This is a genomic window from Micromonospora sp. CNZ286 (assembly GCF_014207755.1).
Map to the genome: position 1 here is coordinate 1,650,854 of NZ_JACHIZ010000001.1, position 24,164 is coordinate 1,675,017.

Below are 24,164 nucleotides of genomic sequence, written 5' to 3' on the forward strand. Positions count from 1 at the left end.
AATCCCTCATACGGCGCTCCGGCGACTGCCACCATCGGTTCCAGGACGGGTGGTGAGCAGGGCCGGAGCGCCGTTTGCGCGTCCCGGGCCGCCCGTGGCGCGAACGAGGTGAGGCATGAAGGACCCGGCGAACCGGCTGTTCTCCCGTACCCCGGTCCCCGGCGCGCACGACCCCGCCGGTCCGATCGGCTCCCGGCGTACCGGAGGGGGTTTCGGGGTCCTGCCGTTCGTCTCCGAACCCGGTCCGGGAGCGCCGGCGACCGACGCGACCTGGGCCTGGTCGATCCGCCGGTTCGCCCGCGCGGCGGTTTGGCTGCTCCCGGCGTACGCGGTCCTCTACGGCCTGGTGGCGATGGCCAGCGACGGCGGTGTGGGCAACGACCCGTATCCGGCCGATGGCCGGCCGCTCTACCTGGTCGGCTGGGTCGCCTCGGTGTGGCTGGGGCTGCTCGCCCTGCTCGCGCTCACCGGCCTGCTCGCCGCCACCCGCTGCCGCCGCGTCGCGCTGGCCGGGCTGCTGGCGAGCATCGGCGGGATGGTGCTGATGCTGCCGTTCGCCGGGCTGGCCGAGCAGACGCCGGTGTTCGGCGTGACCGCACGCGGCATCGTGCTGTTCGGCGCCACCCTCTACAGCGTGGGCTGGTTCCTGACCGGCTGGTCGGTCGCCCGGTCCGGGATGTTCTCCTACGGCGACGGGACCATGCTGATGATCGCCGCCCCGCTGCTCGGCCTGGGCGGCGCGCTGATCGGCTCGCTCCAGACGTTCGGCGCGATCTTCGTGCTGGTCGCCGGCATCGGCATCGGCTACCGCAGCGGCCGCCTGGTGCCCGAGACCATCGCCCGGGACGCCGCAGCCGCCAGCGTCGCCGCCGCACCGGTGCCGCCGACGTCACCGAAGGGCCCGCTCGGCGCCGGATGACCGGTTCGTCCGGCCGCCGGGAGCTGAACGGTTGCCGTGAGGTAACTGACAGTTGCCTGGCGAGGTGGCCGGTAGGCGGCTTTCGTGGCAATCCTTGCGTCCATGCCGTCTCCCAGGTCGCCGCTCTCGCGGCTGTTCACCGTGCTGCTGGCCGGCCTGCTCGCCGGGCTCGTCCTCGCGCTCGCCGCGCTTCCCGGCGGCCTGCTCGGCGGGTTCGCCGCGCGGGCCGCGCTCGGCGCGTACGCGGACCTGCCCGACGCGCTGCGCACCCCCGTGCAGCCGCAGCGCTCCTACCTCTACGCCAACGACGGCACCACCCTGATCACCACGTTCTACGACGTGAACCGCACCGACGTGTCGCTGGACGAGATCGCCCCGGTGATGCGGCAGGCGATCATCGCGGCCGAGGACCGGCGGTTCTACTCGCACGGCGGCGCTGACCTGCGCGGCATCGCCCGCGCGCTGGTGGCGAACGTCAAGGGCGGCGGCACCGAGCAGGGCGGGTCCACGCTGACCATGCAGTACGTCCGCAACGTGCTCAAGACCGACCCGAACCGCACCCCGGAGGAGCGGCAGGCCGCCACCGAGCAGACCGTCGGGCGCAAGCTCCAGGAGATCCGGTACGCGAACGCGCTGGAGCAGTCGCTCTCAAAGGACGAGATCCTCAACCGCTATCTCAACATCGCGTACTTCGGCTCCGGCGCGTACGGCGTCGCCGCCGCCGGCCAGCGCTACTTCGGCAAGGCGCCGGCCGACCTGACGCTGGGCGAGGCGGCGCTGCTCGCCGGCCTGGTGCAGTCGCCCGACGCGTACAGCCCGATCGACGGCGACAAGGACCAGGCGCTGGCCCGGCGCGGGTACGTGCTCGACGCGATGGCCGAGACCGGCGCGATCACCGCGCAGCAGGCCGCGGCCGCGAAGACCGAGCCGCTGACGCTGCGCCCGACCGCCCAGCCCAACGGCTGCACCGCCACCGCCCAGGGGCACGACGACTGGGGCTTCTTCTGCGACTACCTGCGCCGCTGGTGGCTCACCCAGCCGGCCTTCGGCAGCACGCCCGAGGAGCGGGAGCAGGCACTGCGCCGGGGCGGTTACCGCGTCGTCACCACGCTCGACCCGGAGATCCAGCAGACCGCGCAGGAGCAGGCCACCAAGGTCTACGGGTACGGCAACAAGCGGGCGCTGCCGATCGCGGCGGTCGAGCCCGGCACCGGCCGGGTGCTCGCCATGGCGGTGAACCGGCACTACAGCCTCGACGCCAACCCGGACGGGCAGGCCAACCACCCGAACACGGTCAACCCGCTGATCTCCGGCGGCGCCAGCGTCGACGGCTACCAGGCCGGCTCGACGTTCAAGATGTTCACGATGCTGGCCGCGCTGGAGGCCGGCAAGCCGCTGTCCACCGGCTTCGACGCCCCCAGCAGGCTGCCCACCCGGTACGCCTCGGACGACGAGGGCAACTGCGACGGCACGTGGTGCCCGGCGAACGCCAACCCGCAGTGGATGGACGGCTACCGGATGATGTGGGACGGCTTCGGCCGCTCCGTCAACACGTACTTCGTCTGGCTGGCCGAGCAGGTCGGCGAGGACAAGGTGGTGGAGATGGCCCAGCGCCTCGGCATCACCTTCCGGGCCGACTCCGACGCCGCGTTCGCCCGCGACAACGCCGCCAACTGGGGCGCGTTCACGCTCGGCGTCGCCGCCACCACCCCGCTGGACCTGGCGAACGCGTACGCCACGGTGGCCGCCGAGGGCACGTACTGCACGCCGCTGCCGGTGGTCTCCGTGACCGCGCCGGACGGCGGCGCCGTCGACGTGGCGCAGCCGTCCTGCAAGCGGGTGCTCGAACCGGACGTGGCCCGCGCCGCCACCGACGCGGCCCGCTGCCCGGTCGGCCAGCAGTCCGCGTTCGACCAGTGCAACGGCGGCACCGCCACCGCCGTCGACCGGATCGTCGGCCGCCCGGTGGCCGGCAAGACCGGCAGCTCGGAGCGCAACGCCACCGAGACGTTCGTCGGCTACACCCCGCAGGTCGCGGTCGCCGGCATCGCCGCCAACCCGGACGACGTCACCGACCTGGTCGGCTCCGCCGTGCAGGCCAAGGTGATCGACGCGGTGGCCCGGACCATCAAGACGGCGCTCGCCGGCAAGCCGGTGGCCGACTTCACCGCGCCGAGCCGGGCGCTGGTCGGCGACCCGCAGCGCCCGCAGCCGCCCCGCCGGACCGAGCCGGACCGCCGCGAGCAGCGCCAGGACAGCGAGCTGCCCTCCGACGTGCTGCGCTGGCTGCGCGGCCGCGGGTAAGGAAGGGCCCCTTCTTAACGCCTCCGGTAGAGGAAGGGCCCCTTCTTAACGCCGCGCCGCGGCGCCGGACCCGCAACCGCGTCGACGGCCGCGTCCACGACCGCGTCGAGGGCGGCGGCCACCTCGTCCGGGGTGCCGTCGCCGTCGAGCGTGACGAACGAGCCGAACTCCGGCAGTGCCCGGTACGCACCGTCCAGCGCGCGCAGGTGCGCCAGCTCCTCGGTGTCGATGCCCCGCGCGGCCACCCGCCGCTGCGCCACCCCGGGCGAGGTGGCGAGGAAACACACCACCGCCGGGCGCGGGAAGACCGCGTAGACGGTGCGTACCGCGCGCCGTCCCCGGTCGCCGCGGGCCGCCATGATCACGTCCTGGCACCAGGTCCACCGGTCCAGCACCGCCACCTGTCCGGTCAGGCGGGCCACCGCGACGGTCCGGGCCATCGCCGCCGCGCGCACCGTCGCCTCCAGCGCCGGATAGACGGTACGGCCGAACAGCGCCGTCCCGTCGGCGCGGCCGAGCGCCCGCGCCAGCCGGTTCCACAGCGGCCGCCCACCGGCGTTCTCGAAGTACCGCGCCCGCACACCCCGCTCGCGCAGCCGCGCCGCCAAAGCCCTGGCCTGGGTGGTCTTGCCGGAGCCGTCGACGCCGATCAGCGCGATCATCACGGGGCGGCCCATGGGCCCGGACGCTAACGCACCCGGACAACTCTCCACGGGACGTGTCGGATCCGGCCGGGCGGCTCCGACCCACCGGTGAGCGTGTCCGACCGGGACGCGCCGATACGCGGAGGAGCAGCGCATGGGCAACGTCGTCTACGGGGTGCACACGTCGGTCGACGGCTTCATCGAGGGCCCGAACGGCGAGTTCGACTGGCCGGAGATGGGGGAGGAGCTGTCCGCGTACTCGATCGGGCTGGCCGAGCGGGCCGCCGCCTTCGTCTACGGGCGGCGGGTGTGGGAGATGATGTCCTCGTACTGGCCGCAGGTCGAGTCGATCTCCGACCACCCGCACGACCTGGCTTTCGCGCCGATCTGGCGGCGTACCCCGAAGGTCGTGGTCTCCCGCACGCTCGCCGAGGCTCCCCACGGCGCCGTTGTGGTCGGCGGCGGCGACCTGGCGAAGGAGTTCGCCGAGGTCCGCGAGCGGTTCCCCGGCGACCTGCTGGTCACCGGCGGCACCGGCGCGGCGACGGCCTTGGCCGCGCTCGGGCTCGTCGACACCTACGAGGTGATCGTGCACCCGGTGGTGCTCGGCGGCGGACGGCAGGTGCTGCCCGGCCTGGCCCGGCAGAGCCTGCGGCTGGTCGAGACGCGCCGGTTCGACGGACGGTCGGTGCTGCTGCGCTACGGGCGGGCCTGACGCCTCAGCGGCCCCGGCGGCGGGGCCGGTACGTGGCGAGCGCGGCCGGCACGCCGCGCCGCATGATGCCGGCCCGGTCGCTGTCCCCGCGCAGCACCGCGGCGGCGGTCTTGCGGGCCTGCTCGACGGTGAAGTGCGGCGGCAGCATCAGCTCGGCCGGGTCCACCACGGCGTTCACCACCACCGGCCGGTCCGCGTCGAGCACCCGCTGCCACAGGCCGTCCACCCGGTCGGGGGAGTCGACCAGCTCACCGCCGAGGCCCAGCACCTCGGCCCACCTGTGGTACGCGACGTCCGGCAGGTCCTGGCTGTCCGGGAACATCGGCGTGCCCTCGCCGGACCGCTGCTCCCAGCTGACGAAGGCCAGATCCCGGTTGTTGAGCACCAGCACCACGAACCGGGGGTCGGCCCACTCCCGCCAGTACCTCGCCACCGTGATCAGCTCGTTGACGCCGTTCATCTGCATCGCGCCGTCGCCGAGCAGCGCGATCACCGGCCGGTCCGGGTGGGCGAACTTCGCCGCCAGCGCGTACGGCATGCCGCCGCCCATTGAGAGCAGCGTGCCGGAGAGGCTGGCCAGCATGCCGGGGCGGACCCGCACGTGCCGGGCGTACCAGGCGGTGGCGGTGCCGCAGTCCACGGCGAGCATGGCGTCGCCCGGTAGCGCGTCGTCGAGCGAGGTGAACAGCGACTGCGGGTTGACCGGGTCGGCCGGCTGGGCGGCGACCTCGCGTTGCGAGGCCCGCCACTTGCCGGTGGCGTCGGTGAGGGTGGCCCGCCAGGCGGTCGGGCCCGGCCCCGGGCCCAGCTCCTTGAGCAGGGCGCGCAGCGTCGGCCCGGCGTCGCCGGTCAGGTTCACCTCGGTCGGGTAACGCAACCCCATCCGGGTGCCGTCGATGTCGATCTGCACCGCCCGGGCCTGGCCCTCCGGCGGGTAGAACTCCGAGTACGGCATCTGGCTGCCGACGATCAGCAGCCTGTCGCACTCGCGCATGAGCTGCCAGCTCGGCCGGCTGCCGAGCAGGCCGATCGCGCCCGTCACCCAGGGCTGCCGGTGGTCGACGGCGGTGAAGCCGAGCAGCGCGGTGGCGACCCCGGCGCCGAGCCGGTCGGCGATCCGGCGTACCTCGTCCTCGGCGCCCAGCGCGCCCTGCCCGACCAGCATCGCCACCCGCTCGCCGCCGCGCAGCACCTCGGCGGCGCGGCGCACGTCGGCCTCCGGCGGCACCGTCGGCTCGCTGCTCGGCACTGCGCTGGTGTGGTAGTAGCCGTGGGCGTGCGGCGGGTGCGGCACCGCCGGCAGGTCCTGCACGTCGGAGGGCAGGACCAGGGCGGTCACGGTACGCCGGGCCAGCGCCGTCCGGCAGGCCCGGTCGACCAGGTGCCGGGCCTGCGACGGGTCGTCGAGCTGGGCCAGGAACGCCGACGCCACATCCTTGTAGAGGGAGAGCAGGTCCACCTCCTGGTAGTAGCCGCCGCCCTCGGCGGGCAGCGCGGTGTGCCCGAGCAGCGCCACCACCGGCTGGTGGTCGAGCTTCGCGTCGTAGAGGCCGTTGAGGGCGTGGATCGCGCCGGGGCCGCTGGTCACCACCACGCATCCGAGCGGGCCGCCGCCGTACTTGACGTGCGCGCCGGCCGCGAAACCGGCCGTCTCCTCGTGCCGGACCTGGATGAACCGGGCCCGCCCCTCGGCCCGCTGCAACGCCGAGGTCATGCCGTTGATCCCGTCGCCCGGGTAGCCGTAGTAGCGGTGCACGCCCCACTCGGCGAGCCGGGCCACCAGGTAGTCGGCGACGGTGGCGTCGCGGGGGAGGTTGCCGTCGTGATCCGCGCCCATCCTGGTCCCTCCGTCACCGTCGGCCTTCCGGCTCCGTTCCCCGCCCGGGACGACGGAAACCCGGCCCGCGCCGGAGCGACCGGGCGGGCCGGGCAGAATCGCCTGGTGCCCGTCCACGAGATCACCGACCCCGACGACGACCGGATCGCCGACTACCGCGCGCTCACCGACGTGGAGCTGCGTACCCGCTGGGAACCGCCGCACGGGCTGTTCATCGCCGAGGGGGAGCTGGTGCTGCGGCGGGCGCTGCGGGCCGGCTACCCGGCCCGGTCGTACCTGGTCGACGCCAAGCGGGTGGACCAGCTCGCCGACCTGGACACCGGTGACGCGCCGGTGTACGCGGCGACGCCGGACGTGCTCCAGCGCGCCACCGGTTTCCACGTGCACCGGGGCGTGCTCGCCTCGTTCCACCGCAAGCCGCTGCGCTCCGCCGACGAGGTGCTCGCCGCCGCCCGGCGGGTGGTGATCCTGGAGGACGTCAACAACCACACGAACCTGGGCGCGATCTTCCGGGGCGCCGCAGCGCTCGGCGTCGACGCGGTGCTGCTGTCCCCGACCTGCGCCGACCCGCTGTACCGGCGCAGCGTACGGGTCAGCATGGGCGAGGTGTTCGCGGTGCCGTACGCCAAGCTCGACAGCTGGCCCGGCGGGCTGGACCAGGTCCGGGCGGCCGGGTTCACAGTGCTCGCGATGACGCCGGCGCCTGATGCCGTACCGATGCAGCGGCTGACCCCGGCGCAGCGCGAGCGGGCGGCGTTGCTGCTCGGGGCGGAGGGGCCGGGGCTGACCGCGGCGGCGCAGGCCGCCAGCGACGTGCGGGTGGTGATCCCGATGCGGCGCGGCGTGGACTCGCTGAACGTGGCGGCCGCCGCGGCGGTGGCGTTCTGGGAGCTGGGGCGGGACGACGCGCTCTGACGTACGGCTTGCATGACCATGCGAGACCGTGCATAATCTTCCTTGTGTCCAAGGTTCTCACCTCCCTGCCCATCGGCGAACGTGTCGGCATCGCCTTCTCCGGCGGCCTCGACACCTCGGTAGCCGTCGCGTGGATGCGCGACAAGGGTGCCGTCCCCTGCGCCTACACCGCTGACATCGGCCAGTACGACGAGCCCGACATCGCCTCGGTGCCCGGCCGCGCGCTCAGCTACGGCGCCGAGGTCGCCCGCCTCGTCGACTGCCGCGCCGCCCTGGTCGAGGAAGGGCTGGCGGCGCTGACCTGCGGCGCCTTCCACATCCGCTCCGGCGGGCGGGCCTACTTCAACACCACGCCGCTGGGCCGGGCCGTGACCGGCACGCTGCTGGTCCGCGCGATGATCGCCGACGACGTGCAGATCTGGGGCGACGGCTCGACGTTCAAGGGCAACGACATCGAGCGGTTCTACCGGTACGGCCTGCTGGCGAACCCGCAACTGCGGATCTACAAGCCGTGGCTGGACACCGACTTCGTCACCGAGCTGGGCGGCCGCACCGAGATGTCGGAGTGGCTGCTGGAGCGCGGCCTGCCCTATCGGGACAGCACCGAGAAGGCGTACTCCACCGACGCCAACATCTGGGGCGCCACCCACGAGGCCAAGACGCTCGAACACCTGGACACCGGCATCGAGACCGTCGAGCCGATCATGGGCGTGAAGTTCTGGGATCCGTCCGTGGAGATCCCCACCGAGGACGTCACCATCGGCTTCGACCAGGGCCGCCCGGTGACGATCAACGGCAAGGAGTTCGGCAGCGCCGTCGACCTGGTGCTGGAGGCCAACGCCATCGGCGGCCGGCACGGCCTGGGCATGTCCGACCAGATCGAGAACCGGATCATCGAGGCCAAGAGCCGCGGCATCTACGAGGCCCCCGGCATGGCGCTGCTGCACGCCGCGTACGAGCGGCTCGTCAACGCCATCCACAACGAGGACACGCTCGCGAACTACCACAACGAGGGCCGCCGCCTCGGCCGCCTCATGTACGAGGGCCGCTGGCTGGACCCGCAGGCGCTGATGCTGCGCGAGTCGCTGCAGCGCTGGGTCGGCACGGCGGTCACCGGCGAGGTCACGCTGCGGCTGCGCCGGGGTGAGGACTACTCGATCCTGGACACCACCGGCCCGGCGTTCAGCTACCACCCGGACAAGCTGTCGATGGAGCGCACCCAGGACTCGGCGTTCGGCCCGGCCGACCGGATCGGCCAGCTCACCATGCGCAACCTCGACATCGCCGACTCCCGGGCCAAGCTGGAGCAGTACGCCTCCGTCGGCATGGTCGGCGGCGGCACCCCGCAGCGGATCGTCGGCGCCGCCCAGGCGGCCTCGACCGGGCTGATCGGCGCCATGCCGCAGGGCGGCGCGGAGGCCATCGCCTCCCGGGGCGTGCCCACCGCCGAGGACGAGGCGCTCGACCGGGCCGCGATGGAGTTCGGCGTCGACTGACCGCCGCCGTCCGCGGACCGTCGCCCCACCGGGCAGCGGTCCGCGGCTCGTCTCACCTGACCGCCCGCCGGTCCCGCCTCCCCGCGGGCCGGCGGGCGGTGTGGCTTTCGGCAACGGTGGTGACGCAGGGTAGCGTGTCGCCCGTGTTCCCTACCGTGCGTGAGGTGCTGGACCTGGTGCCCGTGCGCCACGGCGCGCCGCGCCTGGTCGCGGGGAACGCCGGGCTGGACCGGTCGGTGCGCTGGGTGCACATCGCCGAGGTGCCCGACATCGCCACCCTGCTCGGCGGCGGGGAACTGGTCCTCACCACCGGGATCGGCCTTCCCGGCGACGACGCCGGCCTCCGCGAGTTCATCGGCGCCCTGGCCGACGTCGGCGTCTCCGGGCTGGTGGTCGAACTGGGCCGCCGCTACGTCAGCGGAGTGCCACGCGTGATGGCCGCCGCCGCCGAACGACGTGGCCTGCCCCTGATCGAGCTGCGCCGGGGCACCCCGTTCGTCCGGATCACCGAGGCGGTGCACGCGCTGATCGTGGACGCCCAGCTCACCGAGCTGCGCGCCACCGAGGAGATCCACCAGCGGTTCACCGAACTGTCGGTGGAGGGCGCCGAACCGGCCGAGGTGCTGCGGCAGGCCGCCGAACTGGCCGGCTGCCCGATGGTGCTGGAGAACCTGTCCCGGCAGGTGCTCGCGTACGACCCGGCGGGGGAGAACGCCCAGCTGCTGCTGGACGGCTGGGAGCGGCACTCGCGGCAGATCCGCCCGCCCGGGCGCACCGCGTACGACCCGGACAGCGGCTGGCTCGTCACCACGGTGGGTGCGCGGGGACAGGACTGGGGACGACTGCTGCTGCGCTGGCCGGCGACCGAGTCCACCCCGCCGACCCGGCTGACCATCCTGATCGAACGGGCCGCCTCCACGCTGGCGCTGGGCCGGCTGATCCGGCGCGACGCCGAGGGCCTGGAACGGCAGATCCACCGTACGCTGCTGACCGCCCTGATCGACCACACCCGTCCGGTGGACGAGGTGGCGCTGCGCGCCAAGGCGCTCGGCGTCGTCCTGGACCGCCGCCACCTGGTCGGCGTCGTGGTCCGGCACCGCGCCGAGGAGCCGTCCGGTGACGCGGGCGCCCCCGACGACGAGCCGGCCGCCGCCCGCCGGGGCGCGCGCCGCGACACCGACGCCGAGGACCCGGAAGCCGGCCCGGCCCGGCTGCGCGACCTCGCCGAGGCGGTCAGCCAGGCCGTCCGGGACGCCAAGCTCACCGCGCTGACCAGCCCGCTCGACGACCAGGCCGTGGGCGCGCTGCTGGCGCTCCCCGACCCGGCCGCCGAGGAGAAGGCACTGTCCGCGTTCGCCGCGGCGTTGCGCCGGGTACGCCTCGACGCCGCCCCCGCCGCCCGCCCGGCGTCCCGCCCGTCGGAGTCGCCTGACCGGCCCGCCGGACGGGCCGCCGCGTCGGGGAGCGCGCGGCCGGTCGACGCGCCGCCCCGAGCCGCGATCGTGGTGGCGGCCGGGTCCGGTGTGGGCAGCCTGCGCGAGGCACGCCGGTCGTTGATCGAGGCGCGGCAGGTGGCGGAGGCGGCGCGGCGGGATCCCCGGGATCTGCCCTGCTACCGGCTGCCGCACGTGGGGCTGGCCGGACTGCTGCACCTGTTGCGTGACGAGCCCCGGTTGCAGACGTTCGTCGAGCGTGAACTCGGGCCGCTGCTCGCCTACGACGCCCAGCACCCGCGGGAGCAGTTGCTCGGCACGCTGCGGGCGTACCTGGAGCAGGGGCGCAACAAGTCGGCCGGCGCGGCCGCCGCGCACCTGTCCCGGCCGGCGTTCTACGAACGGCTGGCCCGCATCGGCCGCATCCTCGACGCCGACCTCGACTCGGTGGACAGGTGCCTGTCCCTGCACGTGGCCCTGCTCGCCCTGGACGCCATCCGCACCCCCTGACGCCGCCCGGGCCAAACCCTGCCCGTCCCGCCCTCCGCCCCTCCGCGCTGTCCCGCGTTGATCTTGGAGTTGTGGCGCCCGTAATGCCCCTGAAGCGAGGTCTGCGCGGTGCCACAACTCCAAGATCGATGACGTGTGGGCGGTCAGGTCAGGGCGGTCAGGGTCTTGGCGTAGAGGGCGGGGACGTAGTTGTCGCCGCCGGGGGTGAACACGTCGGAGGTGGCCGCCGCCTGCCAGGCGGTGTCGGGCAGTGCCGCCACCAGGGCGCGCACCACCGGGGCGTCGCGCCACTGGTCCTGCTGGGCGAGCAGGCTCAGCGCGACAACCGACTCCTCCACCTCGCCCACGCACTCGAACGGCTTGTGCCCGTCGATGCCGAGCAGCTCCCGGTAGCCGGGGATCTGGGACTCGTCGGCCAGCAGGTCACCGCCGAAGATGCCGGTCAGCCGCTCCCGGGGCATGAACGGCGCCATGGCCAGGAACACGAACCGGCACTTCGGGCAGTCGCGGCACCAGCGCTCGCTCGCGTCGCGCAGCTTGAACGCCGCGTTGCAGCTGGTCACCACCGCGTCGTACCGGTCGATCTCGGCGAACAGCCGGGCGATGTGCAGCTCGGACAGGGAGCGCAGCAACGAGAAGTACGGCTCGGTGAGCCCGGCGTGCTCGGCCAGCGCCGCGCGCAGCAGCCCTTCCGCCTCGACGCCCTTCGACCACTGGTGGTTGATCTCGTGGCCGTTCCAGATCAGGTTCGGGTCGGACGCGGAACGCTCGTTCGACATCACCACCGGGCCGAGCCCGTGCAGGACGGCGGTGGCCACGGCGATCAGTGAGTTGATCGCGGTGACCGGGATGTGCCCGTTGCGCGCCCCTGCCGCGTTCAGCTCGAACAGCACCGGGTCGAGCCGCCGCCGGGCGGCCAGCGGCACCAGGTCGGACGCCTCGTTCACCGACACGATCACGTGGTTCGGGTTGACCGAGAACGGCACCGGGTCGAGGCCGGCGCGGCGCAGCGCCTCCAGCGTGACGATGGAGTCCTTGCCGCCGCCCACCGCCGACAGCGGACGACGGTCGGAGTTGTCCACCGGCACCGCCGGGTCCACGGTGCCGGACGGCACCTCGGGACGCAGTTCCAGCACGTGCGGCAGCTCGTTGCGGTACGCGTACTCGGCGAGGCCCTTGGTGTAGACGGCGGTGACCAGCGCGACGGCGGCGGCGCCCAGCGGTGCGGGCAGCACCAGCCGGGGCGGCGCGGCGGCCTTGTAGTAGCTGACGCCGGCGACCACGTGCAGCAGCTCCAGCACCCGGGCCAGGGTGGCCGCTGTGGCGTCGGAGACGGGCTCGGCCGGCAGCGGAAGCGTGATCACCTCGGTGAACCGCTGCTCGCCGTCGGGACCGGTCAGGGCGTAGTCGAACAGGACCTCGCCGGTGGCGAAGTCGATCGAGTAGGACGGGAAGGTGAAGGCGTCCATCCGCCGCAGCTGCTCGTTGGGCACACGCCATACTAGGCCCTGGTTCGTCCGTCCGTGTCCGGCTGGGCCGGACCCTGCCCGCCGTCGACCGAGTCCGAGGAGAGCCCGTGCGCCTGTCTGATCTGCGCGGACGTCATGTCGCCGTCTGGGGCGCCGGCCGCGAGGGCCGGGCCGCGGTGACCGCGATCGCCGCGCACGGGCCGGCCGGCCTGGTCGTCGTCGACGACAGCGCCAACTTCCTCACCCTGCCCTGGGACGGTCCGCTGGCCGCCGCCGCGCCGCTCGTCACCGGCGAGGAGGGATTCGAGCGCCTCGCAGCCGCCGACGTGGTGGTCCGCTCGCCGGGTGTGCCGAACACCCACCCGTGGATGGTGGAGCTGCGCCGCCGGTCAGTGCCCGTCACGCAGGGCAGCGCGCTGTGGATGGCCGACCACGCGGACCGGACCGTCGGGGTGACCGGCAGCAAGGGCAAGAGCACCACGTCCAGCCTGATCAGTCACCTGCTCACCGCGATGGACCGGCCGAACGTGTTCGGCGGCAACATCGGGGTGCCGCTGCTGGACCTGCCCGAGGCGGAGCTGTACGTGCTGGAGCTGTCCAGCTACCAGTGCTCCGACCTGACCGACTCGCCGCGGGTGGCGGTGGTGACCGCGCTGTTCCCGGAGCATCTGGACGCGCACGGCGGTGAGCGGGAGTACTACCGGGACAAGCTGAACCTGATCGCGCACGGCCCGCACGCCGTGGTGGTCAACGGCGCCGACCCGCGGCTGGCGGCGGAGCTGGGCGACCGTGCGGCGGTACGCGCCGGCTCGCCGGACACCACGCATGTGGCCACCGGGCCGGACGGCACGCAGTGGTTCCACCTGCGGGACACGCCGCTGTTCCCGCGCGCCGTGCTGCCGCTGGTCGGGCGGCACAACGAGGGCAACCTCTGCGTCGCGCTGGCGGTGCTGGACGCGCTCGGCGTCGATGTGGTGGCGCGCAAGGACAGCCTCGCCGTGGCGGTCGCCGAGTTCCAGGGCCTGGCGCACCGGCTCACCGAGATCGCCGACCCGTCCGGGCTGACGTTCGTCGACGACACGCTCGCCACCAGCCCGTACGCCGCCATGCACGCGATCGACGCGTACGAGGGACGGCCGCTGACCGTGATCGTCGGCGGGGCCGACCGAGGGCTGGACTACAGCCCGCTGCGCGCGCACCTGGCCGGCCGGGAGATCACAGTGATCGGCGTGCCGGACAGCGGCCCCCGCATCGTGGAGGCGCTGTCCGGGCTGCCGTCGGTGCGTACCGAACTGGCCGACGACCTGGTCGCCGCCGTCGGGCTGTCCCGCAAGCTCACCCCGGCCGGCGGGGTGGTGCTGTTGTCCCCGGCGGCGCCGAGCTACGGCCGGTTCCGCAACTTCGAGCACCGCTCCGAGGTGTTCGCGCAGGCGGTCGCCGACACCGCCCGCTGAGTCAGCCGCGCTCCGCCCGCGTGTGCCGCGGCGGCCCCGGCTCGGCCGACAGGATCGCGTCGAGGGACTCGGTGGGCGCCGAGTTGTCGACCGGCTCGCGCGGTGCCGGCGCGACCTCGGTGGGCGCGGCCGCCGGGCCGACGTCGGTCGCCCGCCGCTTGACCGGCGTCCACGCGAACGCGAGCGCGCCGCCGACGAGCGCCAGCAGCATGCCGATCAGGAACCCGCCCAGGTTCGAGGTGAGCCAGGAGACCAGCCCGAGCACGAGGGAGAGCACCGCGTAGAAGACGCGTTGCTGCGGCGTGGTGATCAGCAGCACGCCGCAGATCACCAGGACCAGGGGGACCAGGTACGCGGCCAGCCCTTGCGGCCCGACGTGCAGCAGCACCCCGAGCGGCGCGCGCAGCGTCACGAGCATCTCCGCGCCGCCGAGCGCGATGAGCAGCCCGGCGGTGAACGGCCGCGCCCGGCGCCAGCGCCGCCAGCGTGTACGGACGCCGGCGGCGGGCGCCGAGTGCTGTCCTGCGGTCACGTCAGCACCCTTCGGAGCTGAAGCCCATGCGCAGGTTGGGCAGCGTGAAGACGGCGGCGGTGGTGGCGTAGTTGTTCTGCCGCAGGTTGGTGATGGTCACGGTGTCGGCCTGCTGGGCGAACACGCCCGGGTTGCCCTTGACCCCGGGGACCTTGTCGACGGTGCTGGCGTCCTGCCCGACGTCGATGTTCTTGAAGGAGGCGTTACCGGCGATCTCGTCGCCGTCGACCACGAGCGTGCGGGCGGTCACCGGCTTGCCGGAATTGCCGGCGGTGATCCGCAGGTTGGTCCCGCCCAGGTTGATGCTCTGGCAGAGATTGGTCAGCTCGGCCTTGTCGATCGCCGAGACGATCACGAGCACCTGCCCGCCGGTGTCGCCCTGGTTGGGGCTGTCCGGGATCATCTGGTCGAGCGTGGCGAACTGCTCGAACCCGGTGCCCTCCAGTTTGTCGGCGGTGACAGTGAACGGCATGCCTGAGATGGCGAACTGCGCGCCGAGCACACCCTGCGCGGTCAGCACCACCATGCCGGCCGCGCCGGCCGCCACGGCGCCGAACGTGACAGCGAACCGGCGCCAGCGTACGCCGCTTCTCGGTTGATCGGTCTCGATCTGCTCGATCTGCTCCGACATGCCGGCCCCTTTCGAGATCAATTCATCTGCGACGATGTGAATTGGCTTCGCAGGATGTGCGCGCCGAGGGGCGCAGGCCGAAGTTACCGCTGAGTAAAGGGGCGGTCAACTGCCTGTAGCAGATCGTCGGGCGGCATTTGCCAAAAGCGGCCAAAGTGAAAAACCGCTGCGGTTTTCCACCGCTCAGGGCTGGCTGGGCGCGCAGGGCGCGGTCGCGGCCGGGCCGTCGTCCGCCCGGGCCGCCCGGGCGACACGGCCCGCCTCCCGCGGGCCGAGGAACGGCGCGGTGGCCGCGTACGTGAGCGCCGGCAGCAGCAACGGCAGCTCCTCGGCCCGCCCCTGCGCCACCCGCTCACGGATGGTGGCGTGGATGCCGCCGACCACAATGGACAACAGTGCGTCCCGGTCCACGCCGGCCGGATCCGGCCCGGCGTCGGCGAAGAACCGGCGGAAGCTGCTCAGCAGCGCGTCGCGCTCCCGGCGTGCGTCGGGGCCGGCCGCGTCCACCTCGACCAGCGCCATCCGGGCGAAGGCGGGCACGCTCGCCAGCACGTCGAGCAGCGTGCGCAGCGCCGCCCGGGCGGCCTCCGGCCAGTCCGGGCCGGCGTCGCGGTAGGCGTCCTCCATCAGGTGCGACACCACCGCGATGCCGTGCCGGTACGCGGCCAGGAACGCGTCCTGCTTGCCGCTGAACAGCGCGTAGAACGCGGGCCGGGTGACCCCGGCGGCGTGGCAGATGTCGCTGACCCGGGCGTTGTCGTACCCCCGGGTGGCGACCTCCCGGACCAGCCCGTCGAAGAGGCGGTCGCGCTGGGTCGCCGCCACCTCCTCGGCCGGCACGCGTCGCGGGCCGCGCTTGATGGCGCGGTCCGGGTCGCGGCCGTGGCGGGCACCCGGCAGGGGCACGGGCGCCGGCGACGGCGGGCTCGGGACTGTCACTCATCGACCTTTCTTGATGCGTTGACTTTACGACCCTCCGAGGTTTATAACTTTCGACACGCTCAGTTCACGCCTCGTCACCGCTGGTGATCTCTTCTCGTCGGTCACCCGAACGCGTCGAAGGAGGGCCGGATGGCTGCCATTATCGCCGCGCGCACCCGTCCCCCCAAGGCCGGAGAGATCCAGGTGACGCGGCGTCGCCGCACTGCGCCACGCCGCCCGGCCCGCTGAGGCCGCAGCGGCGCACCACCACCTGCGGCGGCCCGATCCCGGCCGCCGCACCCACCGGCTCCGTCCATGCCGGACGCCGCCGGCACCGTTTCCTGTCCCACCGCCGGAAGGAACAACCATGCCCAGGTACGGACGCATCGGCGCGGGCCTCGCCGCCCTGGCGCTGCTGACCGGTCTGGTCGGCGCCGCCCCCGCCACCGCCGCACCCTCCACCTCGCTCGCCAGCGCCGTGCTGACCTACCCGACCGTCGCCGGCACCGCCGTGTCGGTGGGCGACGTCATCCAGGCCAGCCTGCGCAGCGGCACCAACGCCACGTTCTACTCCTCGACCAGCGGCACCACCGGCATCAAGTGCGCCGCGTCCAGCTTCAGCGCCAAGGTGCTGACCAACCCGACCGCACCCGGAACCGCGACCGAGAGCCTCACCGCGCAGTCGTTCACCAGCTGCACGACGAACGTCTTCGGCACCACCGGCGTGCAGAGCGTCACGGTCAACAACCTGCCGTACACCACCTCGGTGACCAGCGCCGGCGTGGTCAAGATCTCCGGGACGACGGCGGCGCCGATCCAGAGCACAGTCGTGCTCAACTCGCTGCTCGGCGCGATCACCTGCGTCTACCGCACCAGCACGAACTCGCTGACCGGCACGGCGTCCAACGCCACCAACTCGATCAGCTTCACCAACCAGCCCCTGACCAAGTTCTCCGGCCCGTCGCTGTGCTTCGGCACCGCGTACTTCACCGCGTCGTACTCGCCGGTGAAGGACACCAGCAAGACCGGCAGCCCGGCGGTCTACGTCAACTGACACCCGGCTCTCGGGCCGGTGCGCGGCGATTCGCCGGGCGCCGGCCCGCACGCCGGTTCAGCCGGCCGTCAGCGTCGCGTGCAGCGCGCGCATCGACCGCAGCGCCGACCGGATCTCCTGGAGGTAGCGGCCCGGAGTCAGGGTCGGCTCCGGTACCGCCACCGCGGCACGCGCGGCCGGGTCCACCCCGACCGTCTCGATGCCGCACCCGTACGGCACGGCGAGCGTCCGCAGCGCGTCGCAGTGCTGGAACGGCACGTAGATCGGGGCGGTCACCATCAGCACCGGGTCGTCCGCGCGCAGCCGCACATGCTCGGCCCAGAACCGCTGCGTGTCGGCGGTGTGCGCGCGACGGCGGTCCGGTTCGCTCGACGGCGCGGCGAGCACCCGTACCGGGGGCAGCCCGGCCGGCCGGTAGGTGCGCGAGGACCAGGCCCGGTGCGGATGATCGGCCGGCTCGCCGCGCTCGTCGTCCGGCTCGTTTACCCCGAACGCCAGCCGCACCCCGGCGTCGAGGACGTCCACCTCGGTGGCGCAGCCGGACAGGCCGGCGGCGTCGAGCGTGCGGGACTCGGCCGCTGACAGCGGCCGGAAGCTGCCGAGCACGGCCACCTCGCCGGTCACCTCGGCCGCCGTCCGGGCCAGCACCGCCGCGTACGCGGTACGCCGCAGGCAGGCGTGCGCCAGCCCGCCGAGCACCAGCAGGTGCGCGTACCCGGATCGGGCCGGCGCGACGGCGCGGACCAGGCCCAGCGCGGCGGCGGCGCTCAGCACCAGTCCGGCGGTGGCCGGGTCGAACGCCGGCTCCCGGGCGTCCGGGCGTTCCCGTCCCTGCCGGAAGTCCCAGCGGCGGGCGGAGAACGCGTCCAGCCCGGCCAGCACCGCAGCCAGGTCGCCGCCGGGCCAGTCACCGCCGAAGTGCGCCACGAGACGCCGCACCGGCGCCGACTCCACCCAGGACCGGACCCCGGCCAGGAGTTGCGCCCGCGTCGTGCCCGCCGCGCCGCCCGGCAGCGTCACCTGATCCGTCCGCACCCGGCGGATGCTACCGCCCGGGACAGTTGTTTCTGCCCCGGTCGCGGTGGGAGCGTGCGGGGATCCACCTCCGCTGAAGGGTGCGCCGATGACCTCCGACGACCTGCTGGCCCGGCACCGGGCCGTGCTCCCCTCCTGGATGCCGCTCTACTATGCCGAACCGCTGGAACTCGTCGCCGGTTCCGGCCGCCGGGTCACCGACGCGGCCGGCCGGACCTATCTGGACTTCTTCGGCGGGGTGCTGACCACGATGGTCGGCCACGACATCCCGGAGATCCGGGAGGCGGTCGAGCGACAGCTGCGGACCGGGCTCGTGCACACCTCGACGCTCTACCTGATCCGGCAGCAGGTCGAGCTGGCCGAGAAGATCGCCCGGCTCTCCGGCATCCCGGACGCCCGCGTGTTCTTCACCAACTCCGGCACCGAGGCGAACGAGGCCGCGCTGCTGGTCGCCACGAACCACCGGCGCTCGCACCAGATCCTCGCGGTGCGCAACAGCTACCACGGCCGGTCGTACGCGACGATGGGCGTCACCGGCAACCGCGGCTGGTCGGCCAGCGCCCTCAACCCGTTGCAGGTGGCCTGGCTGCACTCCGGTGAACGGCTGCGCGGACTGCTGGCCCGGCTCGACGCCGCCGACCGGGTCGACGCGGCGGTCGAGGACCTGCGCGAGGTGCTCGCCACCCAGACCGCGGGCGACGTGGCCTGCCTGATCGCCGAGCCGGTGCAGGGTGTCGGTGGCTTCGTGCACGGACCGGACGGGCTCTTCGCCGCCTGGAAGAAGGTGCTCGACGAGCACGGCATCCTGCTGATCAGCGACGAGGTGCAGACCGGGTGGGGGCGTACCGGCGAGCACTTCTGGGGCTACCAGGCGCACGGCGTGACGCCGGACCTGCTCACGTTCGCCAAGGGCATCGGCAACGGGTTCGCGCTCGCCGGGGTGGTCGGCCGGGCCGAGGTGCTGGAGTCGGTGCCGGCGATCAGCTTCTCCACGTTCGGCGGCAACCCGGTCTCCACCGCCGCCGGCAACGCGGTGCTCGACTACCTGCTCGACCACGACCTGCAGGGCAACGCCGCCCGGGTCGGCGCGATCCTGGGCGACGGCCTGCGCGCCGCCGTCGCCGGGCTGGAGCAGGTCGCCGAGGTACGCGGCAAGGGCCTGATGCTCGCCGTCGAGTTCGTCCACCCGGGCACCGTCGAGCCGGACGCGGAGCTGACCACCCGCGTCTTCGAGGCGTGCCGGGCCGGCGGCCTGCTCGTGGGCAAGGGCGGCCTCTACGGCAACGTGATCCGGATGGGCCCGCCGCTGACGCTCACCGAGGACGAGGCCCGGGAGGGCCTGACGATCATGGTCGACGCGATCCGCGCCTCGATCGAGGCGTGAGCGTCAACCCGGCCGGCGCCGTCCCGCCCGTCCGGACCTGAGCAGCCGCAGCAGACCCGCCCCGGCCAGGTACGCCACCAGCGCCGGGGCGGGCAGGCCCAGCGGCTCCGGCGCCGTCTTGGGCGCGAGGCTGTTCAGCAGCAGGCCGAGCAGCACGCCCGCGTACCCGGCGACGGCCAGACCGGCGCGCAGCCGCCGGCCACCCGCCCCGGCCGGCCCGGTCGCGACCGGGCGGCGGGTGCGGGCCTCGACCGGACCGAAGACGGCGACCAGCACGGCCAGCACCGCGGCCAGCGCGAGCAGCCACGGTACGCGCCACGCCCACCAGGCCGCCGAACCGACCGGGGGAGCAGGCAGCACGCCGAGCGCGTCCAACAGGCCGACGAGCAGCACCGCGGCGGTCAGGTGCCAGAGGAACAGCGTGAGCACCACGGCGTTGACCGCGAGCACCGCCTGCCAGGGGCCGGACCGGCGCAGCCAGCGCCCGGCCGGGCGTCGCAGCAGCAGGATGAGGCCGAGCTGGGCGGCGGCCGCGGCCATCAGCGCCAGGCTCGGCGGTGCCGCGTTGTCCAGCCGCTCGCCCGGTACGTGGAGCATCGCCACCGGGTACGGCCCGGCCACCGTGAGCAGCACCAGCGCGACCAGGCCGCCGCCCAGCAGGACCGCGCCGGCCCGGCCGGACAGCGGCAGCCCGCGGCGGAACAGGCCCCGAGGTCCGGCTTCACCAGCATCGGCCGCGTCGGCGCCGGCCGCGTCGCCGGTGCGGCGGGCGTCCGCCCGGGCGGCGTCGTACCAGGCGAAACCGACCTGATGGACGGCCAGCCAGCCGAACAGGTAGTTGCCGTCGGCGAGCGCGGCCGGGCCGAGGAGCCGGCCGAGGTCGCCGAGCGCGACCAGCACCACGAGCGCCGTCGGCACGGCGAGCCCGAACCGGCGGTGCAGCGCGTACATCGGCGGGGTCAGCGCCACCACCGCGACGTAGGCGACCAGGAACCACAGCGGGATGGTGGCGAACCAGACCACTGTGCGCACCTGCCCCGCGTCGGCGCCGCGCAGCGTGGCGATCCCCGCGCCCGCTGACAGGACCAGCAGCAACACGGTGGTGGGGCGGACCAGCCGGGCGCTGCGGTCCACCAGCCACCCGGCTGCCGACCCGCCCCGGCGCCGGCGGGCGGCCAGCGAGGCGGCGTTGGCGTAGCCGCCGACCAGGAAGAACACCGGCATCACCTGGGCCACCCAGGTCAGCGGCCAGGCCCAGCGCAGGTCGGCCAGCGCGGAGTGGCCGGCGGGGCGGCCGTTGTCGTACCCGATGGCTGTGACACCCCAGTGGCCGAGCACGACCATGGTGATGGCCAGCGCCCGGAGCAGGTCGATGTAGCGCTCCCGCCCCGGCGGCGTGCGTTGCGCGAGCTGCCGCAGGCGGCGCATGGGCTCAGGCTAGGCCAGCCGGGCCCGACCGGTACGGATAACGGATCGGTCGAGAGGTCTTGTGGTCCCCGTCGCACTGTCGTAGAAATTCTTCATTGGAAATGCGTCTTGTGAAGACAAGCGACAGGGTGCTCACCGCGCGTACCCGGACCGAGGAGATGCGATGAACAGGCGTGAGATCCTACGGCGCAGCGCCGCCGCCGGTCTGCTGGCCACCCCCGCCGCCGGGCTGCTCGCCGGCTGCGCCACGTCGGGTGGGGGCGACGAGGGCGACAAGGGCGCGTACAAGGGCACCAAGAGCGAGCAGAACCCGCTCGGCGTGGCCGAGGACGCCCCGCTGGAGGTGGTGATCTTCAACGGCGGGTTCGGGGAGGACTACGCCAAGGCCCACGAGGCCATGTACAAGGAGCGCTACCCGAAGGCGGAGATCAAGCACTCGGCCACCGCGGAGATCAGCAAGACGCTCCAGCCCCGCTTCGTCGACGGCAGCCCGCCGGACGTGGTCAACAACTCCGGCGCCGGTCAGATCGACTTCAACGGCCTGGTCTCCCAGAACGCGCTCGCCGACCTGGGCGAGCTGCTCGCCGCGCCGAGCCTCGACACGCCCGGCAAGACGGTCAAGGACACGCTGCTGCCCGGCACCGTCGAGGTCGGCTCCTACGACGGCCGGTTCCTGGTGCTCAACTACACCTACACGGTGTACGGCATCTGGCACTCCACCAAGCTGTTCGCCGACCGCGGCTGGGAGGACGCCAAGACCTGGGACGACCACATCGCGCTCTGCCGCCGGATCAAGGCCGCGGGCATCGCCCCCTGGACGTACGCCGGTGTGCACCCCCGCTACATGAGCTGGCCGCTGATCTCCACCGCGATCAAGCTCGGCGGCCCGTCCGTCGCGCTGGCGATCGACAACCTGGAGCCCAACGCCTGGAAGTCGGACGCCATGAAGACCGCCGCCGACGCCTGGCACCAGATCGTCAAGGACAAGTTCATCCTCGACGGCTCCCCGGGCCTGGACCACAAGCAGTCGCAGACCGCCTGGTGCCAGGGCAAGGCCGCGTTCATCTCCTGCGGCTCCTGGCTGGAGAGCGAGCAGAAGGACGTCACGCCGGCCGGCTTCAACATGACGGTCGCGCCCACGCCGAGCCTGGGCAGCGGCGACAAGCTGCCGTACGAGGCGATCCGCGGCACCGCGGGCGAGCCGTTCATGGTGCCGGCGAAGGCGCGCAACGTCGCCGGCGGCCTGGAGTACTTCCGCACCATGCTGTCCCGCAAGGGCGCCCAGGACTTCACCAAGAAGGTCGCCAGCCTGCCCGTGGTCGCCGGCGCCACCGAGGGCATCGACCTGCCGTACGGGCTCAGCACCGTGGTCAAGGCGCTCGACGCGTCCGGGTCCAACGGCTTCAACTGGGTCTACAACAACTACTACCGCAAGCTGGAGCGCAACCTGGTCGACGCGGCCTGCGGCGAGTTCTTCAGCGGCCGGATCTCCCCGGCCGAGTTCCTCGACCAGTGCCAGAAGGGCGCCGACTCGATCGCCCAGGACAACTCGGTCAAGAAGTACAAGCGGTCCGCGTGATGCGACAGGGCCGCCTCCCCCTGATCCTCACGTTCCTGCTGCCACCACTGGCGTTGTACGGCATCTTCGTGCTGTCGCCGTACCTCCAGGCTTTTCAGATCTCCACCACCGACTGGATGGGCTACTCCGCGCAGGCCGACCCGGTCGGCATGGCGAACTTCCGCACGCTGCTGCACGACGGGTACGTGTGGAACGCGTTGAAGAACAATGCGATCCTGCTCGCCGTGGTGCCGGTGGTGACGATCGGGCTGGGCCTGTTCTTCGCCAGCATGCTCACCATGGGCGGCCGCAAGGGCCGGGCCGGTGTGACCGGGGTGCGCGGCACCTCGGTCTACCGGCTCGTCTACTTCTTCCCCCAGGTGCTCTCGGTGGTGATCATCGCGCTGCTCTGGAAGGAGATCTACAGTCCGACGAGTGGCCTGCTCAACGGCGCCCTGCGCGCCGTCGGGCTGGCCACCCCGGCCTGGCTCGGCGACCCGCGCTTCGCGTTCTGGTGCGTGCTGGCGGTGATGGTGTGGAGCAACGTCGGCTTCTACGTGGTGCTCTTCGGCGCCGCCATGCAGGCCATCCCGCGTGACATCTACGAGGCGGTGCTGCTCGACGGCGCGTCCCGCACCACGATGCTGCGGAAGATCACCATTCCGCTGCTCTGGGACACCATCCAGGTGGCCTGGATCTACCTCGCCATCGCCGCGCTGGACGGCTTCATCCTGGTCCAGCTCATGACCAACGGCGGACCGAACTTCTCCTCCGACGTGATCGGGCTGCGGATGTACGACACGTCGTTCGGCAGCGAGAACAAGTTCGGGTACGCCTCGGCGATCGGTGTGGCGATGTTCTTCCTGACCCTCTCGGTGGCGGTGCTGGCGCTGCGCACCGCCCGGCGTGATCGGATCGAGTACTCGTGACCACAGTGGACCCCGGTGCGGCGACCGGCGCCACGACCGCCGGCACGACCCGCCCGGACGACGCGACCCACCCGGCCGGCGCGGGCCGATCCGCCGACCGGCCGCCGCGCCGCGAGCTGGGCGTGGCGAACGTCTTCTCGCACGGCTTCCTGCTGCTCTGGGCGGCGATGACCGTCCTGCCGCTGGCCTGGATGGTGCTCAGCTCGCTGAAGAGCAACGGCGAGATCATCGCCGAGCCGTGGGGGCTGCCCGAGGCGCTGCGGTTCGACAACTGGTCGCGCGCCTGGACCAGCGCCCACATCGGCCGGTTCTTCTTCAACAGCCTGGTCGTGGTGGCCGGCTCGCTGAGCCTGACCATGCTGCTCGGCGCCACCGCCGCGTACGTCTTCGCGCGGTACGAGTTCCGCGGCCGGCAGGTCGTCTACTACCTGTTCGTCGGCGGCATGATGTTCCCGGTCTTCCTGGCGCTGGTGCCGCTGTTCTTCGTGGTCCGCAGCGTCGGTCTGCTCGGCACCTGGCCGGGCCTGATCCTGGTCTACACCGCGTACTCGCTGCCGTTCACCGTGTTCTTCCTGACCGCGTTCTTCCGGACGCTGCCGACGTCGGTGGCGGAGGCCGCGCTGATCGACGGGTGTGGGCACTTCCGGCTGTTCTTCCGGGTGATGCTGCCGATGGCGAGACCGGGACTGATCAGTGTCGGGATCTTCAACTTCCTCAGCCACTGGAACCAGTTCCTGCTGCCGCAGGTGCTCCTGCCCGGCGACGGCCAGGACCGGATGCTCGCCCAGGGGCTGAGTTCGCTCGCGGTGAGCCAGGGCTACGCCGGTGACTACGCCCAGTTGTTCGCCGGCCTGACCATCGCGGTGCTGCCGGTGCTCGTGGTGTATGTGGCGTTCCAGCGTCAGGTCCAGTCCGGACTGACCGCCGGGCAGCTCAAGTGAGGTGGTTGCCACAGGCAACGGGACAGTGGGGAAGATCGAGCTGACCTAGGGTGGG

The 24,164-nt window shown here is 73.0% G+C and carries 20 protein-coding genes; 12 read left to right on the forward strand and 8 right to left on the reverse strand.

Annotation, left to right across the window (positions count from 1 at the left end):
* Positions 1–115 precede the first annotated feature (115 nt).
* Together FHX31_RS07835 and FHX31_RS07840 are read left to right on the forward strand one after the other, a co-directional pair.
* The gene (locus FHX31_RS07835; RefSeq protein ID WP_013475946.1) at positions 116–919 is read left to right on the forward strand and encodes a hypothetical protein; all 804 of its coding nucleotides are present in this window, start codon (positions 116–118) and stop codon (positions 917–919) included.
* 102 nt (positions 920–1,021) lie between these two features.
* On the forward strand, positions 1,022–3,223 hold the full coding sequence (locus tag FHX31_RS07840) for a transglycosylase domain-containing protein (RefSeq protein ID WP_221488032.1): 2,202 nt from the start codon (positions 1,022–1,024) through the stop codon (positions 3,221–3,223).
* Between the two features lie 14 nt (positions 3,224–3,237).
* Here FHX31_RS07840 and FHX31_RS07845 read toward each other — a convergent pair whose 3' ends face one another.
* Positions 3,238–3,900 carry a nucleoside/nucleotide kinase family protein gene (locus tag FHX31_RS07845; RefSeq protein WP_123111117.1) on the reverse strand — a complete coding sequence of 221 codons (663 nt, stop codon included), beginning with the start codon at positions 3,898–3,900 and terminating at the stop codon, positions 3,238–3,240.
* A 121-nt stretch (positions 3,901–4,021) separates the two neighbouring features.
* On the opposite strand from FHX31_RS07845, the gene FHX31_RS07850 reads away from it, so the two are divergent.
* Positions 4,022–4,582 carry a dihydrofolate reductase family protein gene (locus FHX31_RS07850; protein WP_184975648.1) on the forward strand — a complete coding sequence of 187 codons (561 nt, stop codon included), beginning with the start codon at positions 4,022–4,024 and terminating at the stop codon, positions 4,580–4,582.
* 4 nt (positions 4,583–4,586) lie between these two features.
* On the opposite strand, the gene FHX31_RS07855 is transcribed toward FHX31_RS07850, so the two are convergent.
* Entirely contained in the window at positions 4,587–6,419 is a 1,833-nt protein-coding gene (locus FHX31_RS07855) for a thiamine pyrophosphate-requiring protein (RefSeq protein ID WP_184975652.1), read from the reverse strand.
* 102 nt (positions 6,420–6,521) lie between these two features.
* Here FHX31_RS07855 and FHX31_RS07860 point away from each other — a divergent pair, with 102 nt between their 5' ends.
* The 3 genes from FHX31_RS07860 to FHX31_RS07870 all read left to right on the forward strand — a co-directional run bounded on the left by FHX31_RS07860 (position 6,522) and on the right by FHX31_RS07870 (position 10,773).
* The gene (locus FHX31_RS07860; protein WP_221488565.1) at positions 6,522–7,334 is read left to right on the forward strand and encodes a TrmH family RNA methyltransferase; all 813 of its coding nucleotides are present in this window, start codon (positions 6,522–6,524) and stop codon (positions 7,332–7,334) included.
* Between the two features lie 44 nt (positions 7,335–7,378).
* The gene (gene argG, locus FHX31_RS07865; RefSeq protein WP_041799074.1) at positions 7,379–8,830 is read left to right on the forward strand and encodes an argininosuccinate synthase; all 1,452 of its coding nucleotides are present in this window, start codon (positions 7,379–7,381) and stop codon (positions 8,828–8,830) included.
* 143 nt (positions 8,831–8,973) lie between these two features.
* Positions 8,974–10,773 (forward strand): PucR family transcriptional regulator, encoded by a 1,800-nt coding sequence (locus FHX31_RS07870; protein ID WP_013475952.1) that lies wholly within the window; start codon positions 8,974–8,976, stop codon positions 10,771–10,773.
* 143 nt (positions 10,774–10,916) lie between these two features.
* Here FHX31_RS07870 and FHX31_RS07875 read toward each other — a convergent pair whose 3' ends face one another.
* The gene (locus FHX31_RS07875; protein ID WP_013475953.1) at positions 10,917–12,266 is read right to left on the reverse strand and encodes a MurL-like N-terminal domain-containing; all 1,350 of its coding nucleotides are present in this window, start codon (positions 12,264–12,266) and stop codon (positions 10,917–10,919) included.
* Between the two features lie 83 nt (positions 12,267–12,349).
* Between FHX31_RS07875 and murD the strand changes: the two genes are divergently transcribed.
* Entirely contained in the window at positions 12,350–13,696 is a 1,347-nt protein-coding gene (murD, locus tag FHX31_RS07880; protein ID WP_013475954.1) for a UDP-N-acetylmuramoyl-L-alanine--D-glutamate ligase, read from the forward strand.
* Between the two features lies 1 nt (position 13,697).
* On the opposite strand, the gene FHX31_RS07885 is transcribed toward murD, so the two are convergent.
* From FHX31_RS07885 to FHX31_RS07895, 3 genes are all read right to left on the reverse strand, one after another.
* On the reverse strand, positions 13,698–14,228 hold the full coding sequence (locus tag FHX31_RS07885) for a DUF6114 domain-containing protein (protein ID WP_047893100.1): 531 nt from the start codon (positions 14,226–14,228) through the stop codon (positions 13,698–13,700).
* Position 14,229: 1 nt separating this feature from the next.
* The gene (locus FHX31_RS07890) at positions 14,230–14,859 is read right to left on the reverse strand and encodes a DUF6230 family protein (RefSeq protein WP_013287351.1); all 630 of its coding nucleotides are present in this window, start codon (positions 14,857–14,859) and stop codon (positions 14,230–14,232) included.
* A gap of 183 nt (positions 14,860–15,042) precedes the next feature.
* On the reverse strand, positions 15,043–15,798 hold the full coding sequence (locus FHX31_RS07895; RefSeq protein WP_013475956.1) for a TetR/AcrR family transcriptional regulator: 756 nt from the start codon (positions 15,796–15,798) through the stop codon (positions 15,043–15,045).
* A 349-nt stretch (positions 15,799–16,147) separates the two neighbouring features.
* Here FHX31_RS07895 and FHX31_RS07900 point away from each other — a divergent pair, with 349 nt between their 5' ends.
* Positions 16,148–16,834 (forward strand): hypothetical protein, encoded by a 687-nt coding sequence (locus FHX31_RS07900; RefSeq protein WP_013287349.1) that lies wholly within the window; start codon positions 16,148–16,150, stop codon positions 16,832–16,834.
* A gap of 57 nt (positions 16,835–16,891) precedes the next feature.
* Here FHX31_RS07900 and FHX31_RS07905 read toward each other — a convergent pair whose 3' ends face one another.
* Positions 16,892–17,854, reverse strand: a complete 963-nt coding sequence (locus FHX31_RS07905; RefSeq protein ID WP_013475957.1) for a hypothetical protein — start codon at positions 17,852–17,854, stop codon at positions 16,892–16,894.
* A gap of 103 nt (positions 17,855–17,957) precedes the next feature.
* On the opposite strand from FHX31_RS07905, the gene FHX31_RS07910 reads away from it, so the two are divergent.
* Positions 17,958–19,253, forward strand: a complete 1,296-nt coding sequence (locus FHX31_RS07910) for an aspartate aminotransferase family protein (protein ID WP_013475958.1) — start codon at positions 17,958–17,960, stop codon at positions 19,251–19,253.
* Positions 19,254–19,256: 3 nt separating this feature from the next.
* On the opposite strand, the gene FHX31_RS07915 is transcribed toward FHX31_RS07910, so the two are convergent.
* Positions 19,257–20,681: an acyltransferase family protein gene (locus tag FHX31_RS07915; protein ID WP_013475959.1), complete on the reverse strand. Its 1,425-nt coding sequence runs from the start codon at positions 20,679–20,681 to the stop codon at positions 19,257–19,259.
* Between the two features lie 163 nt (positions 20,682–20,844).
* Here FHX31_RS07915 and ngcE point away from each other — a divergent pair, with 163 nt between their 5' ends.
* From ngcE to FHX31_RS07930, 3 genes are read left to right on the forward strand one after another with little or no spacing between them, the layout of a single operon-like run.
* Complete coding sequence (gene ngcE / locus FHX31_RS07920; protein ID WP_013287345.1) at positions 20,845–22,260, forward strand: N-acetylglucosamine/diacetylchitobiose ABC transporter substrate-binding protein; 1,416 nt, start codon at positions 20,845–20,847, stop codon at positions 22,258–22,260.
* Positions 22,260–23,168 carry a carbohydrate ABC transporter permease gene (locus tag FHX31_RS07925; RefSeq protein ID WP_013287344.1) on the forward strand — a complete coding sequence of 303 codons (909 nt, stop codon included), beginning with the start codon at positions 22,260–22,262 and terminating at the stop codon, positions 23,166–23,168. The genes ngcE and FHX31_RS07925 overlap by 1 nt, the downstream gene beginning before the upstream one ends.
* Positions 23,165–24,109 carry a carbohydrate ABC transporter permease gene (locus FHX31_RS07930; RefSeq protein ID WP_013287343.1) on the forward strand — a complete coding sequence of 315 codons (945 nt, stop codon included), beginning with the start codon at positions 23,165–23,167 and terminating at the stop codon, positions 24,107–24,109. Before FHX31_RS07925 ends, FHX31_RS07930 begins: the two co-directional genes overlap by 4 nt.
* Positions 24,110–24,164 lie beyond the last annotated feature (55 nt).

Bases quoted from the DNA above. Each gene is read 5' to 3' on its own strand.
- FHX31_RS07910 (WP_013475958.1), top strand. From the start codon at position 17,958: ATGACCTCCGACGACCTGCTGGCCCGGCACCGGGCCGTGCTCCCCTCC.
- FHX31_RS07925 (WP_013287344.1), top strand. From the start codon at position 22,260: ATGCGACAGGGCCGCCTCCCCCTGATCCTCACGTTCCTGCTGCCACCA.
- FHX31_RS07915 (WP_013475959.1), bottom strand. From the start codon at position 20,681: ATGCGCCGCCTGCGGCAGCTCGCGCAACGCACGCCGCCGGGGCGGGAG.
- FHX31_RS07890 (WP_013287351.1), bottom strand. From the start codon at position 14,859: ATGTCGGAGCAGATCGAGCAGATCGAGACCGATCAACCGAGAAGCGGC.
- FHX31_RS07845 (WP_123111117.1), bottom strand. From the start codon at position 3,900: ATGGGCCGCCCCGTGATGATCGCGCTGATCGGCGTCGACGGCTCCGGC.
- ngcE (WP_013287345.1), top strand. From the start codon at position 20,845: ATGAACAGGCGTGAGATCCTACGGCGCAGCGCCGCCGCCGGTCTGCTG.
- FHX31_RS07835 (WP_013475946.1), top strand. From the start codon at position 116: ATGAAGGACCCGGCGAACCGGCTGTTCTCCCGTACCCCGGTCCCCGGC.
- FHX31_RS07900 (WP_013287349.1), top strand. From the start codon at position 16,148: ATGCCCAGGTACGGACGCATCGGCGCGGGCCTCGCCGCCCTGGCGCTG.
- FHX31_RS07840 (WP_221488032.1), top strand. From the start codon at position 1,022: ATGCCGTCTCCCAGGTCGCCGCTCTCGCGGCTGTTCACCGTGCTGCTG.
- FHX31_RS07850 (WP_184975648.1), top strand. From the start codon at position 4,022: ATGGGCAACGTCGTCTACGGGGTGCACACGTCGGTCGACGGCTTCATC.
- FHX31_RS07855 (WP_184975652.1), bottom strand. From the start codon at position 6,419: ATGGGCGCGGATCACGACGGCAACCTCCCCCGCGACGCCACCGTCGCC.